16 protein-coding genes are annotated in these 15,688 nt (G+C 42.7%); 8 read left to right on the plus strand and 8 right to left on the minus strand.

The window, feature by feature from the left end; genetic code table 11:
* Positions 1 to 3: 3 nt before the first annotated feature.
* From rfbC to ACUNWA_RS07760, 3 genes are read right to left on the minus strand one after another with little or no spacing between them, the layout of a single operon-like run.
* Positions 4 to 552: a dTDP-4-dehydrorhamnose 3,5-epimerase gene (gene rfbC / locus ACUNWA_RS07750; protein WP_445591324.1), complete on the minus strand. Its 549-nt coding sequence runs from the start codon at positions 550 to 552 to the stop codon at positions 4 to 6.
* A 15-nt stretch (positions 553 to 567) separates the two neighbouring features.
* On the minus strand, positions 568 to 1,449 hold the full coding sequence (gene rfbA / locus ACUNWA_RS07755; protein ID WP_445591325.1) for a glucose-1-phosphate thymidylyltransferase RfbA: 882 nt from the start codon (positions 1,447 to 1,449) through the stop codon (positions 568 to 570).
* Position 1,450: 1 nt separating this feature from the next.
* Entirely contained in the window at positions 1,451 to 2,407 is a 957-nt protein-coding gene (locus ACUNWA_RS07760; RefSeq protein ID WP_445591326.1) for a UDP-glucuronic acid decarboxylase family protein, read from the minus strand.
* A 344-nt stretch (positions 2,408 to 2,751) separates the two neighbouring features.
* Here ACUNWA_RS07760 and rpsA point away from each other — a divergent pair, with 344 nt between their 5' ends.
* The 4 genes from rpsA to ACUNWA_RS07780 all read left to right on the plus strand — a co-directional run bounded on the left by rpsA (position 2,752) and on the right by ACUNWA_RS07780 (position 7,397).
* On the plus strand, positions 2,752 to 4,611 hold the full coding sequence (rpsA, locus tag ACUNWA_RS07765; RefSeq protein ID WP_445591327.1) for a 30S ribosomal protein S1: 1,860 nt from the start codon (positions 2,752 to 2,754) through the stop codon (positions 4,609 to 4,611).
* A gap of 47 nt (positions 4,612 to 4,658) precedes the next feature.
* On the plus strand, positions 4,659 to 5,012 hold the full coding sequence (locus tag ACUNWA_RS07770; protein WP_445591328.1) for an STAS domain-containing protein: 354 nt from the start codon (positions 4,659 to 4,661) through the stop codon (positions 5,010 to 5,012).
* A 14-nt stretch (positions 5,013 to 5,026) separates the two neighbouring features.
* Positions 5,027 to 5,956, plus strand: a complete 930-nt coding sequence (locus tag ACUNWA_RS07775; RefSeq protein WP_445591329.1) for a ribonuclease Z — start codon at positions 5,027 to 5,029, stop codon at positions 5,954 to 5,956.
* A 109-nt stretch (positions 5,957 to 6,065) separates the two neighbouring features.
* Positions 6,066 to 7,397: an alpha-L-fucosidase gene (locus ACUNWA_RS07780; protein ID WP_445591330.1), complete on the plus strand. Its 1,332-nt coding sequence runs from the start codon at positions 6,066 to 6,068 to the stop codon at positions 7,395 to 7,397.
* A gap of 55 nt (positions 7,398 to 7,452) precedes the next feature.
* Here ACUNWA_RS07780 and ACUNWA_RS07785 read toward each other — a convergent pair whose 3' ends face one another.
* Complete coding sequence (locus ACUNWA_RS07785; RefSeq protein ID WP_445591331.1) at positions 7,453 to 8,877, minus strand: ATP-dependent DNA helicase; 1,425 nt, start codon at positions 8,875 to 8,877, stop codon at positions 7,453 to 7,455.
* A gap of 90 nt (positions 8,878 to 8,967) precedes the next feature.
* Between ACUNWA_RS07785 and ACUNWA_RS07790 the strand changes: the two genes are divergently transcribed.
* From ACUNWA_RS07790 to rsmD, 3 genes are read left to right on the plus strand one after another with little or no spacing between them, the layout of a single operon-like run.
* On the plus strand, positions 8,968 to 9,600 hold the full coding sequence (locus ACUNWA_RS07790; RefSeq protein ID WP_445591332.1) for a hypothetical protein: 633 nt from the start codon (positions 8,968 to 8,970) through the stop codon (positions 9,598 to 9,600).
* A gap of 8 nt (positions 9,601 to 9,608) precedes the next feature.
* Positions 9,609 to 10,436, plus strand: coding sequence for a DUF3822 family protein (locus ACUNWA_RS07795; protein ID WP_445591333.1), 828 nt, complete (start codon positions 9,609 to 9,611; stop codon positions 10,434 to 10,436).
* Positions 10,433 to 10,966 carry a 16S rRNA (guanine(966)-N(2))-methyltransferase RsmD gene (gene rsmD, locus ACUNWA_RS07800; RefSeq protein WP_445591334.1) on the plus strand — a complete coding sequence of 178 codons (534 nt, stop codon included), beginning with the start codon at positions 10,433 to 10,435 and terminating at the stop codon, positions 10,964 to 10,966. Before ACUNWA_RS07795 ends, rsmD begins: the two co-directional genes overlap by 4 nt.
* Positions 10,967 to 11,018: 52 nt before the next feature.
* Here rsmD and ACUNWA_RS07805 read toward each other — a convergent pair whose 3' ends face one another.
* Complete coding sequence (locus ACUNWA_RS07805) at positions 11,019 to 11,297, minus strand: tetratricopeptide repeat protein (protein WP_445591335.1); 279 nt, start codon at positions 11,295 to 11,297, stop codon at positions 11,019 to 11,021.
* 336 nt (positions 11,298 to 11,633) lie between these two features.
* On the opposite strand from ACUNWA_RS07805, the gene ACUNWA_RS07810 reads away from it, so the two are divergent.
* Positions 11,634 to 12,230 carry a nitroreductase family protein gene (locus tag ACUNWA_RS07810; RefSeq protein WP_445591336.1) on the plus strand — a complete coding sequence of 199 codons (597 nt, stop codon included), beginning with the start codon at positions 11,634 to 11,636 and terminating at the stop codon, positions 12,228 to 12,230.
* A 7-nt stretch (positions 12,231 to 12,237) separates the two neighbouring features.
* On the opposite strand, the gene ACUNWA_RS07815 is transcribed toward ACUNWA_RS07810, so the two are convergent.
* The 3 genes from ACUNWA_RS07815 to ACUNWA_RS07825 all read right to left on the minus strand — a co-directional run bounded on the left by ACUNWA_RS07815 (position 12,238) and on the right by ACUNWA_RS07825 (position 15,683).
* A complete protein-coding gene (locus ACUNWA_RS07815; RefSeq protein WP_445591337.1) occupies positions 12,238 to 12,717 on the minus strand; it encodes a glutathione peroxidase in 480 nt (159 codons plus the stop codon).
* A 173-nt stretch (positions 12,718 to 12,890) separates the two neighbouring features.
* On the minus strand, positions 12,891 to 15,077 hold the full coding sequence (locus ACUNWA_RS07820) for a RelA/SpoT family protein (RefSeq protein WP_445591338.1): 2,187 nt from the start codon (positions 15,075 to 15,077) through the stop codon (positions 12,891 to 12,893).
* A gap of 93 nt (positions 15,078 to 15,170) precedes the next feature.
* Positions 15,171 to 15,683 (minus strand): ferritin, encoded by a 513-nt coding sequence (locus ACUNWA_RS07825; protein WP_445591339.1) that lies wholly within the window; start codon positions 15,681 to 15,683, stop codon positions 15,171 to 15,173.
* Positions 15,684 to 15,688: the final 5 nt, after the last annotated feature.

Below are 15,688 nucleotides of genomic sequence, written 5' to 3' on the forward strand. Positions count from 1 at the left end.
AGCTTAGAAATTGTATTCGGCTTCCCTGAATAAGGGATTTGCCTGATCTTTTCCTGAAATTAGTGCTTCTTTTTCATCAATCCTCCAATCAATCTGTAACTCCGGATCGTTGTATCGAATTCCCCGTTCCGACTGAGGATGATAGTACGCATCGCATTTATACGCAAAAACAGCTGTTTCGCTCAACACCGAAAAACCATGAGCAAACCCGCGTGGAACATAGAACTGTTTTTTATTCTCTCCGGTCAGCTCCACGCCATACCACTGTCCGAACGTTGGCGAATCTTTACGCAAATCAACCGCCACATCAAACACAGCACCCTCAATAACCCGAACCAACTTAGCTTGAGCATACGGCTCGAGCTGGTAATGCAAGCCACGAATTACTCCCCGTGAGGATTTCGATTCATTGTCCTGCACAAAAGGCCTGCTTATGCCGGCATCTTCCAATTCTCTGGCATTAAAAGATTCTAAAAAATAACCCCGTTCATCTTGAAATACGCGGGGTGTCAAGACCAATAGTCCATCTATTGGCGTTTCTGTAATTTTCATGAATTCAAATTCTTTTTAAAACGATGCAATTTTCTTATGGGCCAAATTATATAAATATTGACCATATTGGTTTTTCATTAAAGGCTCGGCCAACGTAAGCAACTGTCCCTTATCGATGTAACCTTTCTTGAATGCTATTTCTTCGAGGCACGACACTTTTAACCCTTGTCGCTGCTCAATGGTAGCAATGAAGTTGGAGGCCTGCAACAGACTCTCGTGGGTACCAGTATCGAGCCAGGCAAAACCGCGCCCAAGAAGCTGCACCTTCAAACGATTCTCTTCCAGATATAGCCGATTAAGATCGGTAATTTCATACTCACCACGCGCTGATGGCTTTAACGATTTGGCCTTTTCAACCACATCATTGGAATAAAAATACAAGCCAGTTACCGCATAATTTGATTTAGGCGCTTCCGGCTTCTCCTCAATAGACAGAACCTGTCCTTGTTCATCGAAGTCGACCACGCCGTAGCGTTCCGGGTCGTTCACATAGTACCCAAATACTAAAGCGCCATCGTCCAGCGAGCCGGCATCGGTTAAAATCTGACTAAAATTATAGCCATAAAAAATATTATCGCCCAAAATCAAGCACACCTGATCGTCACCAATAAATTCTTCGCCAATCACGAAAGCCTGAGCCAATCCATCGGGCGATGGCTGAACCGCGTAGCTCAGCTGAATGCCAAACTGCGAACCATCGCCCAGCAAATCTTCATACAATGGGATATCCTGAGGAGTTGAAATAATCAAGATTTCGCGAATACCTGCCAACATCAAAACTGACAAAGGGTAATAAATCATCGGCTTATCGTAGACCGGAATAATTTGTTTTGAAATCGATTTAGTAATCGGATATAAACGTGTACCGGAACCTCCGGCCAAAATAATGCCTTTCATACTAGCTTGTTTTTAATAATTCGTCAAAATAAGCAATTGTTTTCTGCAAACCCTCTTCCAACTCCACTTTAGGCTGCCACCCCCCCAGCTTTTCTTTGGCCAGGGCAATCTCAGGCTGACGCTGAATCGGATCGTCCTCGGGCAAGGGCAAATGGATAATTTTTGAGCGGCTACCCGTCAGCGAAATAATTTTCCGGGCCAATTCCAACATGGTGAACTCATTCGGGTTTCCAATATTGACCGGTCCTATAAAGTCGGACGAAGTTTGCATCAGTCGTTTCAGCCCATCAACCAAATCATCCACATATTGAAAACTACGACTCTGCGTGCCGTCGCCAAAAATGGTGATGTCTTCATTGCGCAATGCCTGAACAATAAAATTAGAAACCACCCGCCCATCATCGGGCTCCATCTTGGGGCCATAGGTATTAAAGATGCGGGCAATCTTAATGGCGACCTGGTTCTGTACGTGGTAATTCACAAACAACGACTCAGCACAACGCTTCCCTTCATCGTAGCACGAGCGTACTCCAATCGGGTTTACATTTCCCCAATACGACTCTGGCTGAGGGTGCAGTTCCGGGTCGCCATAGACCTCGCTGGTTGATGCCTGCAAAATCTTCGCTTTCACTCGCTTGGCCAACCCCAACATATTAATCGACCCCATTACCGATGTCTTAATGGTTTTAATGGCATTTTGCTGATAGTGCACAGGTGAAGCCGGACAAGCCAGATTATAAATCTCGTCCACTTCAATATAAAAGGGCATAATTACATCATGCCTGACCAATTCAAAATAAGGATTATCGAGCAGATGAACCACTTTCTGTTTAGCGCCGGTAAAAAAATTATCGAGGCAAATCACTTCGTTTCCTTCGGCCAGCAATTGCTCGCAAAGATGCGAACCAATAAATCCGGCTCCTCCAGTCACTAAAATACGTTTCTTTCGTGCTTCCATGTCAATTCATTTATTCCTTTTCCAAAAAAATCATCCTCACCACAAGTAGCGAAAAAGCTGACTCCCTGCTTCCCCCAGGGTCGGCAACATCATTCAGAAAGCCTATCAAAAATAGATAATTAATCGATCTTAACATTAAAAAACCGGCTGCAAAACTAAGCAGATCATTGAATTGTTGCCTAATAAATGGCCCGATAAATTGAAAAAAAGTAAATATCTGGAAATTCCGGCTCAAAACACCCAAAAAAGTACTGAAAACCTTTGATTTAAAGCATATAAATCCTAATTTTGCGGCGCATTTTAACAAATATAAAGTCTAACTCATTAATTAATTGATTATTAGAATGACAGAAGAAAAGAAAGAGAACCTTGAACAAAAGGAAGAACTCGAACAACAAAATGTTGTAGCAGAAACAGTAGCGCCAGTTGCTGAAACTGAAGAATTTGACTGGGATGCACTGGAAGCCGACGATGAAGGTTTTGCAGGTGCAAAAAAGCAAGAATTAGTTGATCTTTATGACAACACACTGAACACCGTTCAGGAAAAAGAAGTATTGGAAGGTACCGTTATCTCAATGAACAAACGCGAAGTTGTTGTTGACATCGGTTACAAATCTGACGGTATTGTAAGCTTAAACGAATTCCGCTACAACCCAGAGTTGAAAGTTGGTGACACCGTTGAAGTTTACGTTGAAAGTCTGGAAGACAAAAAAGGACAAATGATCCTGTCGCACAAAAAAGCACGCGCAGTCCGTTCTTGGGACCGTGTTAATGATGCGCTGGATAAAGATGAAATTATCAAAGGATACATCAAGTGCCGCACCAAAGGTGGTATGATTGTCGATGTATTCGGAATCGAAGCTTTCTTGCCAGGTTCTCAAATTGATGTGAAACCAATCCGTGACTACGACATGTACGTAGGCAAAAACATGGAATTCAAAGTGGTTAAAATCAACCAGGAATTCCGTAACGTGGTCGTTTCTCACAAAGCATTGATTGAAGCAGAACTGGAACAACAGAAGAAAGAAATTATCTCGAAACTGGAAAAAGGTCAGGTTCTGGAAGGAACTGTTAAAAACGTTACTTCATACGGTGTATTCATCGACTTGGGTGGTGTTGACGGCTTGATCCACATTACTGACCTAAGCTGGGGACGTATTTCTCATCCAAGCGAAATCGTAGAGTTGGATCAAAAACTGAACGTTGTAATCCTTGACTTCGATGATGACAAAAAACGAATTGCTCTTGGCTTAAAACAATTAACTCCTCACCCATGGGATAACCTGGATACTGAGTTGAAAGTTGGCGACAGCGTAAAAGGAAAAGTTGTTGTTATGGCTGACTACGGTGCGTTTGTTGAAATCGCTCCTGGAGTTGAAGGTTTGATTCACGTATCAGAAATGAGCTGGTCACAGCACTTGCGCAGCGCTCAGGACTTCCTGAAAGTTGGCGACGAAGTAGAAGCTCAAATCCTGACATTAGACCGCGACGAGCGGAAAATGTCACTGGGTATCAAACAACTGAAAAAAGATCCATGGCAAGAAGTGGATACTAAATTTGGTATCGGAACCAAACACAATGCTAAGGTTCGCAACTTTACCAATTTTGGTGTATTTGTTGAAATCGAAGAAGGTGTTGACGGTTTGATCCACATTTCAGACTTGAGCTGGACGAAAAAAATCAAACACCCATCAGAATTTACTGCCATTGGCGCAGATATCGAAGTTGTTGTATTAGACATCGACAAAGACAACCGTCGTTTGAGCTTAGGCCACAAACAATTGGAAGAAAATCCATGGGATGTATTTGAAACAATTTTCTCTGTTGATTCAATCCACGAAGGAACCGTTGTTGAATTATTCGACAAAGGAGCAACGATCGCTCTTCCTTACGGTGTTGAAGGATTTGCAACTCCTCGCCACCTGGTAAAAGAAGACGGTTCGAAAGCCAGCCTGGAAGAAAAAATGGATTTCAAAGTAATCGAATTCTCGAAAGCTGCAAAACGCATCATTCTTTCTCACTCACGTGTATTCGAAGATGAGAAAAAAGGCGAAGATACAGCCAAGAAGAAAGCACAAAGCAAGCAAACTGCCAAAGCAATGAAAGCAGTGAAAGACAACCAGGAAAAAACAACCTTGGGCGACATCAGCGAGCTAGCTGCCTTGAAATCTCAGATGGAAGCTGAAGAGAACAAAGAAAAATAGACACAACGCTATCAATCGTTTCAACATAAATTCGTAAATTTCGTTCCATGGAATTTGAAATTACAAAGAAAGAAGATCACATTGTTATCAGGGTACTTTCAACAAAGCTTGATACCAACAATGCTCCCGAGTTGAAATCAGAGTTGGTTGTTTTAGGAAATGATGAAGTAAAAAACATCATCTTGGATGTGAGTAACTGTAGTTATGTTGACTCATCCGGCTTAAGTGCGATTTTGGTCGCCAACCGTCTTTGTGAAGATTCGATCGGAACATTTATACTCAGTGGCCTTCAACCCGATGTTGAACACCTGATACGCATTTCGATGCTTCATACCGTTTTACTGATTACGAAAAACGTGGACGAAGCAGAGAAGTTACTGGTAGAAAAAGGTAAACTATAAACAGGTTCCCCTGTATGCAAATGCCTTTTCAACTGACAATTCTGGGAAGTAGTTCAGCAATGCCTACTTCCTCAAGATACCCAACCGCTCAAGTGCTCAATGTACTTGGGCGGTTCTTTTTAATTGACTGCGGTGAAGGAACCCAACACCAGATCCGCAAAAACAAAGTTGGCTTTGGACGGCTCGATCACGTCTTCATTTCGCACCTCCATGGCGATCATTTCTTTGGCTTGATTGGATTTATCTCCACCCAGGTATTGCTGGGGAGAACCAAAGACCTGCATATTTACGCCCACTCCGAACTCCAACGCTACACCCAATTTCAATTGGATTTTCTAGGTATGGACGAATTGGGCTTCCGTCTGGTTTTTCACCCACTTAATTTCAAAAAGCCCCAGCTTATTCTCGATGACGAAAAACTATCCATCACGTCATTCCCCTTAAACCATCGTATACCCTGCTGCGGCTTCTTATTCCGAGAAAAGGCAAAAGAACCAAACATCAAAAAAGGGCAGCTAAAAAAATATCAGATTCCCATTCGGGAAATCAAAAACATTAAGACTGGAGCCGATTTCACCACCGAACAAGGCGAGATCATCCCCAACAAAAACTTGGTTACTCCGGCGCCCACACCACGCTCCTTTGCTTTTTGCTCTGACACAGCTTACCACGAACAAATCCTGCCAGTCATTGAAGGGGTCGATTTACTTTACCATGAAGCTACCTTCGCCGAATCAGAAAAAGAGATGGCCAAAACCACCTTTCACTCCACCGGAAAAGAAGCAGCGCTAATCGCTCAAAAAGCTAGGGTGGGACAGCTGCTCGTGGGGCATTTTTCGGCCCGTTACAAACAAGTAGACAGCATTTTGGAAGAAGCCAAAAGCATTTTCGCCAACACCCATGCGATTGCAGAAGGCGAGGTCTACCCCATAACTCGCAACTAAGCAATCAGCAAACACACGAAACCCTTCCAAAAAGGAAAATCACTACATAGATTTGTTTCCAGAACTTTTTGGTTTTTGCTATATTTGACGAGGTTAATAAAGCATAAAAATGAAAAAGAATTTACTACTTCTAATTACACTTGCGATTCTGACTCCTCAGCTTATTTTCGCACAGGAAACCTCTCAGGAAAAGGAACAACGCATGCAATGGTTCAAAGATGCCAAACTAGGCATTTTTATCCATTGGGGAATTTATTCAGTGAATGGGATCGATGAAAGCTGGTCCTTTTTCAACAACTACATTTCGTACGACGATTACATGAATCAACTGGATGGTTTTACAGCCAAAAACTATCAACCCGAAGAATGGGCCAGCCTGATCAAGGAGAGCGGCGCGCAATACGCGGTGGTAACAACCAAACACCATGATGGTGTTGCGCTCTGGGATACTGATTGTAACGACTTAAGCGTGGCAAAAAAAGCATCGGCCAAACGTGATTTGATTCAACCACTGGTTAAAGCCTTCAAGAAAAATGACTTGAAAGTGGGTCTTTACTATTCACTCCTGGATTGGTCTCATCCCGATTATCCCAACAAAACCCGGGTTGAAAAACGCTATACAGAAGATACTGAAAAGTGGAATCGTTTTGTTGATTTTAACTTTTGTCAGCTGGAAGAGTTGTCAAAACAATTTAAGCCCGACCTTTTTTGGTTTGATGGCGACTGGGAACAATCAGCCGAAGCCTGGAAAGCCAAAGAGCTGAGCGAGAGCTTACGTAAGTGGAATAAAGGAGTGATTCTGAACTCCAGAATTCAGGGTTATGGCGATTATGCGACTCCTGAGCAAGGCTTGCCGGTAACCAAACCCAGCAGCCCATGGTGGGAATTGTGCATGACCATGAATAACTCTTGGGGATTTCAGCACAACGACCACGCGTATAAAACACCCAACCAAATCATCCGTATTTTAGTCGACTGCATCAGCATGGGCGGCAACCTGCTTCTCGACATTGGCCCAAAAGCCGATGGTACTATTCCTGCAGAGCAAGTCAACATTTTAAAAGAGCTGGGGCGCTGGACATCGAAACACTCGGAAGCCATTTACAAAACAAGAGCTGGAATTCCACTCGAACATTACTATGGGCCAACAGCATTGAACCAAAAAGGCGACATGCTCTATCTTTTTGTACCGCACAAACCCAACGGACCTCTGGTAATTAAGGGGCTGAAAAATAAGATCAACCGCATCTGGGTTGTTGGCGAAGGCACTAAACTAAACTGGGAAGTTGTTGGCAAACAATACTGGAGCTCCGTTCCGGGAATTGTCTACATCGATGTTCCGGAAACCGTACAGGATGAGCAGGTGACAGTGGTTGCTGTTCTGCTTGACGGAAAAGTTGATTTGTACCGCGAAGAAGGCCAGGTGATTGAAAGCAACTAGCCAGAGCTAAAAAATACGTAATAAAAAAGGAGCCGCACGAGCTCCTTTTTTTATTTTATTCGCCAAAAAATTCCTTATTGAAATTCACCAGAAACAGTTCCTTCACCGGACGGGTAAAGGCTGTGTACAACCAGCGTAAATATTCAACATCAATACGTTCTTCAAGCAGGTAGCCCTGATCTACAAAAACGGCATCCCACTGCCCTCCTTGTGCCTTATGGCAAGTAACCGCATAAGCAAATTTCACCTGCAAGGCATTAAAGTACTCATTTTCCTTGATTTTCTCCCAGCGTTTCTTCTTACTCCGAATATCCACATAATCTTCAGCTACGGCTTCAAACAGACGCTGGCTTTGCTCATAGCTTAACGATGCTGTTTCAATGTTCAGGGTTTCCAGCAGAACTTTGCAGTCGACCTCCAAGTCATCGTAATCAATAAATTTGACACAAACACTAGCAAAGCGGAAACCATACAATTGTTCGTAACCATAAATCGATTGAATTTCAACAATGTCGCCATTCGCCACAAAATCCAGTCGTTCGTCATCGCCCGCCCAGAAGTAATTGTTTTTAACCACCATCAGCAAATCACCAATCGTAATATCTGCTTCTTTGTATAGAATAGTCGAACGAATTCCTTCATTAAACTTATTGGCACGTTTGTTCGAGCGAGTAATCACCATGGTTTGCTGCTCGCCGTACTTGTCGTAACAATCGGATATCTTCTCAATCAACTCCCCTCCGCCAATGCGTTTGATATCAGTAAAATTCTCCGTTTCAATCGGGAAATAGGCCGGATAAAAATACGAATCGCCAATCAACGATCGGATGTTGGTGGCATTATACAAGATACCGGAGTCAAACTCCTGTCTTACCACATCAACCAACTCATGATGCAAGACCTGTCCGCCATACATTTCCAGCTCCGATACATCCAGGGCCGGACTAATATCCATGCCCACCGGAGGTAACTGAGCCGTATCGCCCACCAGGACAAGCTTACAGTTCTGCCCACAATAAACGTATTCATACAAGTCATCCAATAAGCGTCCCGTGCCAAATACGGAACCATCCTTGGACGAATTTGAAATCATGGATGCTTCATCGACAATAAAAAAGCAGTTTTTGTGAAAATTTTTATCCACCGAAAAACGCCCAAATCCATCAGTTGTTGCCTGCTGGCGATAGATCTTTTTATGGATGGTATAAGCACTCTGCCCCGTATATGAAGTAAGGACTTTGGCAGCCCGCCCCGTTGGAGCCAACAACACGGTTTGAAACTTAAAAGCTTTAAGTGTTTTAACCAATGCACTTAGCATGCTTGTCTTTCCTGTTCCTGCATACCCCTTCAGTAAAAAAAGCACATCCGGATCAGCATGCGTTATAAAATCAGCAAACTTCTCAGAGAGCACCTTCTGCCCTTCCGTCGGTTCGAAACCCAGCTTCTGACAAATATGTTCTTTAATGTGTTTTTTTAACATTCCTGCGAAATTAAAACTATTCCACGGATAGTAATTTAATTTTTTTTATAAATTTGCATGCAAACATAAACTAATCTTAAAAGGATACAGATGAAGACAGTAATTCAGATCGTATTAATAGTAGCTGCAATCATCCTTGCATACTTTATTTACCAAAGTATTGAAAGGCCTATTGAGTTTGAGAAGGCCAAAGACGCCAGATATGAAGTTACAGTTGAACGACTAAAAGATATTCGGAAAGCACAACTGGCATTTAAAGATGTAAATGGTCATTTCACAGGAGACTGGGACTCGTTAATCAACTTTGTAAAGACGGACTCACTGCCATTGGTACGTAAAATTGGAATGCTTAATGACAGTATGATTGCGGCAGGACTGACAGAAGAGACAGCAATCAAAAAGGGCTTAATCATCCGTGACACGCTTAAAATAAGCGTTATGGACACACTATTCGGTCGTTCATATCCAATTGAAAAAATTAACATGGTGCCGGTTAAGGATACGGTGGCTGAATTTCATCTTGGAGCAAATGTCATTACAACAGGTTCTGGAATTAAAGTTCCTGTGTTTGAAGTAAAAGCTCACAACAACACCATTCTGAAAAACCTGGATCGTCAAATGGTAATCAACCTGAACGACCAGAGAAGAACCAATGGCAAATACCCTGGACTAAAAGTTGGGTCATTAACTGAGACAAATAGTAATGCCGGTAACTGGGAGTAAAAAATGGTATGCAACATTTATTGCTTGTTGACGAAACCTTTGATTTAAATTTCACACAAGAATATCACTTATCCATCCAGTTTAGTCTGGATGGATTTTCTTTTTGTGTCCGTGATGGTTTGCAAAACAAATACATCTACCTTTTTCATAAGGAATTTTCAGGCAACCTCAGGTTTATGCATCGGAAGTTGAAGGATATTTATTCCGAATTTGACATTCTGCTGGCTGATTTTAAATCCACGCAAATTCATTATTCGTCACCAGGAAGAATGACTCTTTTGCCTGAAGGTTTCTTCGATGAACAGCACGGCCAAGAGGCATACGAGTTAAACCTTGAATTGTCGGATGAAGAGGAGCTATACTACCTTCCTGTGAAGTCCTACCAACAGGTTTTGCAGATGGCCATTCCCAAGAAGGTAAAACATTTTTTTACCGATAAACATCCCGGCATTCTTATTCAGAATGAACTGGTGACACAATTAAGCAAAAATGCAAAACGAGCAAGTGCTCATCCGCTTATCGACATACAGGTTTTCCGAAATCAAATGACTCTGACCTTGGCTGATCACACCATTCGATTTTGTAATTCATTCATGTATCGCAATGATAATGATTTGCTTTATTACATTTTGAATGTGGTTCAAACCGAGCAAATCGATGATGTCCGGATTCAGTTGAGCGGCCGGGTTAACAAACGTTCTCCTATTTACCATCAGCTTCGCCAGTATTTTAAAGAAGTGGCGATCACCACCCGGAGCACCGAAGTGTATTACAGCTATCTGTTTGATCAACTTCCGGATGCCCGCTTTGTTAATCTTTTAAATAATTACGCATGAGAATAGTAGGAGGAACCCACCGCGGACGACAGTTCAGCCCCGGGAAAAGCTTCAAGGCCCGACCAACAACAGATATGGCGAAAGAAAGCTTGTTCAATATTATAACCAATCAGGTCGATTTTGAAGAAATAAAAGTGCTGGACTTATTTGCCGGAACAGGCAGCATTTCCTTTGAATTTCTATCGCGCGGCTGTACTGATATCACCACACTTGAGCTCAACTTTCAACACCATCAATTTATTCGTTCAGTTATTGAAAAGCTGGATGCCTCGAAAGAAATCCGGGCCATTAAAGGAAATGCTTTTAAATTTTGTGAGCAATCATCTGACCAGTTCGATGTAGTTTTCGCTGATCCTCCGTATGATCATTCTCGGTTTAATGAAATTCCATCCTTGGTTCTGCAGAACAAGCTCCTCAAAGAAGGAGGACTATTCATTCTGGAACACGGCAAACAATACAACTTTTCAGAAGTAGACAAATACGTGGAGACGCGCCACTACGGTAGTGTCTATTTTAGTTTTTTCAAGTAGAAGTACCTGGCTTTGGGAAGCCAAAGATCAATTCGTCGACTGCCAACAACGCTTATGGGTTGAACATATCTGGTGTAAAATACCCCAAGATACTGTTTGCCATATCAATCTGAGACTGCGCATCCGGATGGTTGGGCTCCAAAGCCAACACCTCATTAAAAGCATTGATCGCTTTCCCCCACTGCTGTTGTCTGTAGTAAGTTTGACCTAACAAATAATGCAGCTGAGCACAATCAGCTTGTTGTTCGATTAAATGTATCAGCTGCTGTTGCGCCTGCTCAAGCTGACTTGTATCCATTAATTCCGTAATCCTTTGTAGTTCCTCTCTCATCTTTCACTTATTTTCAAAAACCATTAAACCGATTCCGCAAATCTACCAAAAGTCATTCAAATACCAGACACCAAAACCTGCAAGCAGACTCCCCAAACGCCAAAAAGGAGGATACGAATTTCAAGAAATCTACTCCAATACCTCACATTCCGGAATTACCATCCTCCGTTGACTTGTTTCGAGCCCCTAAAACCATTCATACGTTATCCTGAATGGGAATCTTCATCACCGAAAAAGGATCAGAATTACCACCTCAAACGCATACCATAAACAGCTTTTAAAAACCATTCAGCAACTCCTTTGTTTTAGTGATTCAGCAATTGAATCAGATCAAAAATGGAATTTACACCACATAAGCTATCCGATTGGATTAAAAACCGCCAATCAACATTTGTTAGCGGGCTAAAAGAAGGAAGTACGATTGATGATTCCGTCATCGAAAAGCTATTAGAAAATGCCTGTTGGGCGCCCTCGCACGGATTGGTACAAGCCTGGCATTTTAAAGTTTTCGCTGGTGAAGCCGTCAAGCGCTTTTTCAGTGTTCAGCAAGAAATCTACAAGCAGATTACGCCTCCCGAAAAGTTCTTCGACTTTAAATACAAAGCGTACAGCGAAAAGTGGAAGCGGGTTTCTCACATCGTTACCATTGTGGCCAAGCGTGATCCATTCAAGCGATTTCCCAAGCAGGAAGATATTGTTTCAGTTGCCTGCGCCATTGAAAATATCTACCTCAGCTTAGATGCTTTCGGAATAGGTGGTTACCTGAGTACCGGCGACATATGCTATTCCAACGAAATGCGCGACTTTCTAAAGCTGGAAGACGAAGACACCTTGATGGGCTTCTTTGTACTGGGTGAGCCGAATGAGTCGTTTCAACGCCCCCCAAGAACCCGCATTGCTGCAGCAGATAAAACTGAATGGATCAGAGAATAGTGCTTCACTAAAGCAATTTCAATATATCCGGCTCTATTTTCTCAGGCTTGGTAATCGGAGCAAAGCGCTTCACGGGGATTCCATCCCGGGCAATTAAAAATTTAGTGAAATTCCATTTAATCACTCCACCCAACAGCCCTGGCATTTCATGCTTCAAATATTGAAAAACAGGATGTGTGTTTGCTCCGTTGACCGCTACTTTCTCGAATAGCTGAAACGAAACGCCATAGTTAATCAAACAGCCCTCTGCAATTTCATCAGCTGTTCCGGGCTCCTGATTGCCAAACTGATTGCACGGAAAGCCCAGAACGACCAACCCCGTTGACTTATACTTTCGATAGAGCTCCTCTAAACCTTCATACTGTGGCGTAAAACCACATCGGCTGGCGGTATTCACCACCAGCACAACCTGCCCTTTGTAATCCGAAAAATCGATCTCGCCGCCTTGAAGAGACCGGGCTTTAAAATCATAAAAGTTTGCTCTCATCTATTCGTTGTACTTGCTATTTAATACGCATTTATCTTCGTTTCCTAAACGCTCTTCGCTGCAACGGTTCATTCCCCAGACAGCTAAGTCGGCAAATTGTTTTCAAATACGCCTCTCTAAACCAAAAATCCCTGCGAAATGGCAGGGACATTCAAACTCTTTGCTTAATTCGTTTACGTATCGGCTCGCGACACATTAATCACACCTTTGATGTTCTGAAGTTTATGCATCAGAAAATCCAGATGCTCCAGGTTGTTCACAAAAATTCGCAAGGTGCCTTCAAAGGCGCCATTCACCGAATCAATATTGATGGAGCGCATCTGCACCCCCACATCCTTAGCGATAACATGTGAGATTTGCCCAACAATTCCGGCCTCATCGGTTCCCGACAGGCGAATGGTAGCCTGAAACGAACTGCGTTTTTCCGAATCGCGCCACTTGGCCGGAATAACCCGGTAAGGATAGCGCTCAAACAATTGCTTGGCATTGGGACATGTTCGGCGGTGTATTTTAATACCATCGCTGATCGTAACAAAACCAAAAATCGGATCACCAAAAATCGGGTTACAGCAGGGTGCCAACTTGTGGTTCACATTTTTAATGTTGTTGTCAATCACCAGATAGTCGTTCCCTCTCGAAAAATCAAGATCGTTCAATTGATCAACGGGCAAGATCTCCTCAACCTTTTGCTTGGCTGTAGCTTCAGCTTCTTTCTCAACCACCAGTTCTTTAATGGCCAGTGGCTCAATTTTACCAACCGAAATATTGTAATATAAATCCTGAGCCAGCTTAAGATTGTAGTGCTTAAGTAGCATCCGGATAAGATCATCATTGTAATCAATCTTCCAGTTTTTCAGCTTCCGAAGCAGAATTTCCTTGCCATTTTCGGCTTCATTCTTACGCTCTTCGTTAACACTGACTTTAATTCGTGTTTTAGCTTTGGTGGTGATGACAAAGTCCAACCAATCCTGTTTTGGTTTTTGTTTTATTGAGGTATCGACCGACACCTGGTCGCCATTTTTCAGTTTATGTCGCAAAGTCACTTTACGGCCATCCAACATTCCGCCCACACAATGATCCCCCACTTCGGAATGAATTTCATAGGCAAAATCCAACAGAGTAGCACCGGCCGGCAAACGTCTTAAATCGCCTTTGGGAGTAAATACGAAGATTTCATCGGTATAAATATTGGTGCTAAAATCGTCAATAAAATCAACAATATTCAAATCCGGATTTTCCAAAATCTCCCGCACATTAGCCAACCAGGTTTCCATTTCGGCACTGGCCGATCCTCCTTTATACTTCCAATGAGCAGCCAGTCCTTTCTCGGCAACCTCATCCATCCGTTTGGTACGAATCTGGATTTCCACCCACTTTTTATGCGGTCCCAACACGGTTGCATGCAAGCTTTCGTAGCCATTCGATTTAGGGACCGATATCCAGTCGCGCATCCGCTCCGGATTCGACTGGTACTCATCGGTAACAATGGAGTAGACCTGCCAGCAGTCTGATTTTTCCATCTCCAGCTCTGAATCCAAAATGATACGAATGGCAAACAAGTCATACACTTCATCGAAGCTTACCTTCTTGTTTTGCATCTTTTTCCAGATAGAATTGATGGATTTGGTTCGGGCTTTCATATCAAATCGAAAACCACGCGCCTTCAGCTTATCTTCAATAGGACTAACAAACTCAGCGACAAAATCTTTACGTTCCTGTTTACTTTCATCCAAGCGATCAGCCACATACTGGTACGAATCCGGATTCGTATGCTTCAGGCATAAATCCAACAACTCGGAATTGACATAATACAAGCCTAAGCGATGAGCCAAGGGTGCATAAAGGTGAGCAGTCTCCATGGCTATTTTGTGCTGTGCCTCGGGCATGTAGCCACTCAAGTGGCGCATCACATGTAAGCGATCGGCAATTTTAACCAAAATCACCCGAACGTCGCCAGCCAGTGCAAGCATCAATTTACGATAGTTCTCCGAATGCAAATCAACCGTATCTGTTCCCAGTGCATTAATTTTAGCCATTCCCTCCAGAATACCAGCAACTACCGGCCCAAATCGCTTTTCAATATCCTGGATAGCCGGCCGGTCATGAATATTTTCATACGTTACATTATGCAGCAACCCAGCAATAATGGAACTCGTTCCCAGTCCCACTTCCTGAGCAACCACCTGAGCCACTTCGAGTGAATGAATTAAAATGATCTCTCCATTGGGCCAGGTATTTTCACCAAGTGTTTGAAAGGCAAAGTCAAAAGCCTTTTCAATTCCCGTCATTTCCTCTACCGATGGCGAAGCTTCACAAACCTTCCGAAATTTAACCCATGAGTTTTCAATCTGTTTATTCATAACACTATATTCTTAAGAAATCAACTTGACTTATGCATTAACAAAAAAAGGCCACCAACCAGGCAGCCTTTCAATAGCATATAGAATAGAATTTTATTCTGCCTGTGTAGCATCGACAAAGGTACGAGCTTGCAACTCACGATTGAGCATAAACAAACCATTTCCCTGTCCATCAATCAAACGTAGGTTATCAAGCAATTCATTGACATTGGCTTCTTCTTCAACTTGCTCATCGACGAACCATTGCAGGAAACTTTGCGTTGCATGATCACTCGCGCTCACAGCAACATCCATCAATTCGTCGATCATTTGGGTAACCTTTTGCTCGTGCTCCAGTGTTTTTTCGTACACATCGATAATGCCTCCAAATTCAGTTGGGACTCCATCAATTGGCTCCAACAGGACACGACCATTACGTTCGTTCACAAATTCAAATATTTTTAAAGCATGTGAAAGCTCCTCTTGATATTGAACTTTCATCCAGTTGGCAAATCCGCCCAACCCTTTATCTTCAAAATAAGCAGACATGGATAAGTATAGATAAGCAGAATGCATTTCTGCATTAATTTGTTTGTTCAGAGCTTTTAAAACTTGTTCTTTAAGCATAGTGA

The sequence above is a fragment of the Sunxiuqinia sp. sy24 genome, from assembly GCF_052677165.1.

Bases quoted from the DNA above. Each gene is read 5' to 3' on its own strand.
- rfbC (WP_445591324.1), bottom strand. From the start codon at position 552: ATGAAAATTACAGAAACGCCAATAGATGGACTATTGGTCTTGACACCC.
- rfbA (WP_445591325.1), bottom strand. From the start codon at position 1,449: ATGAAAGGCATTATTTTGGCCGGAGGTTCCGGTACACGTTTATATCCG.
- ACUNWA_RS07760 (WP_445591326.1), bottom strand. From the start codon at position 2,407: ATGGAAGCACGAAAGAAACGTATTTTAGTGACTGGAGGAGCCGGATTT.
- rpsA (WP_445591327.1), top strand. From the start codon at position 2,752: ATGACAGAAGAAAAGAAAGAGAACCTTGAACAAAAGGAAGAACTCGAA.
- ACUNWA_RS07770 (WP_445591328.1), top strand. From the start codon at position 4,659: ATGGAATTTGAAATTACAAAGAAAGAAGATCACATTGTTATCAGGGTA.
- ACUNWA_RS07775 (WP_445591329.1), top strand. From the start codon at position 5,027: ATGCAAATGCCTTTTCAACTGACAATTCTGGGAAGTAGTTCAGCAATG.
- ACUNWA_RS07780 (WP_445591330.1), top strand. From the start codon at position 6,066: ATGAAAAAGAATTTACTACTTCTAATTACACTTGCGATTCTGACTCCT.
- ACUNWA_RS07785 (WP_445591331.1), bottom strand. From the start codon at position 8,877: ATGTTAAAAAAACACATTAAAGAACATATTTGTCAGAAGCTGGGTTTC.
- ACUNWA_RS07790 (WP_445591332.1), top strand. From the start codon at position 8,968: ATGAAGACAGTAATTCAGATCGTATTAATAGTAGCTGCAATCATCCTT.
- ACUNWA_RS07795 (WP_445591333.1), top strand. From the start codon at position 9,609: ATGCAACATTTATTGCTTGTTGACGAAACCTTTGATTTAAATTTCACA.
- rsmD (WP_445591334.1), top strand. From the start codon at position 10,433: ATGAGAATAGTAGGAGGAACCCACCGCGGACGACAGTTCAGCCCCGGG.
- ACUNWA_RS07805 (WP_445591335.1), bottom strand. From the start codon at position 11,297: ATGAGAGAGGAACTACAAAGGATTACGGAATTAATGGATACAAGTCAG.
- ACUNWA_RS07810 (WP_445591336.1), top strand. From the start codon at position 11,634: ATGGAATTTACACCACATAAGCTATCCGATTGGATTAAAAACCGCCAA.
- ACUNWA_RS07815 (WP_445591337.1), bottom strand. From the start codon at position 12,717: ATGAGAGCAAACTTTTATGATTTTAAAGCCCGGTCTCTTCAAGGCGGC.
- ACUNWA_RS07820 (WP_445591338.1), bottom strand. From the start codon at position 15,077: ATGAATAAACAGATTGAAAACTCATGGGTTAAATTTCGGAAGGTTTGT.
- ACUNWA_RS07825 (WP_445591339.1), bottom strand. From the start codon at position 15,683: ATGCTTAAAGAACAAGTTTTAAAAGCTCTGAACAAACAAATTAATGCA.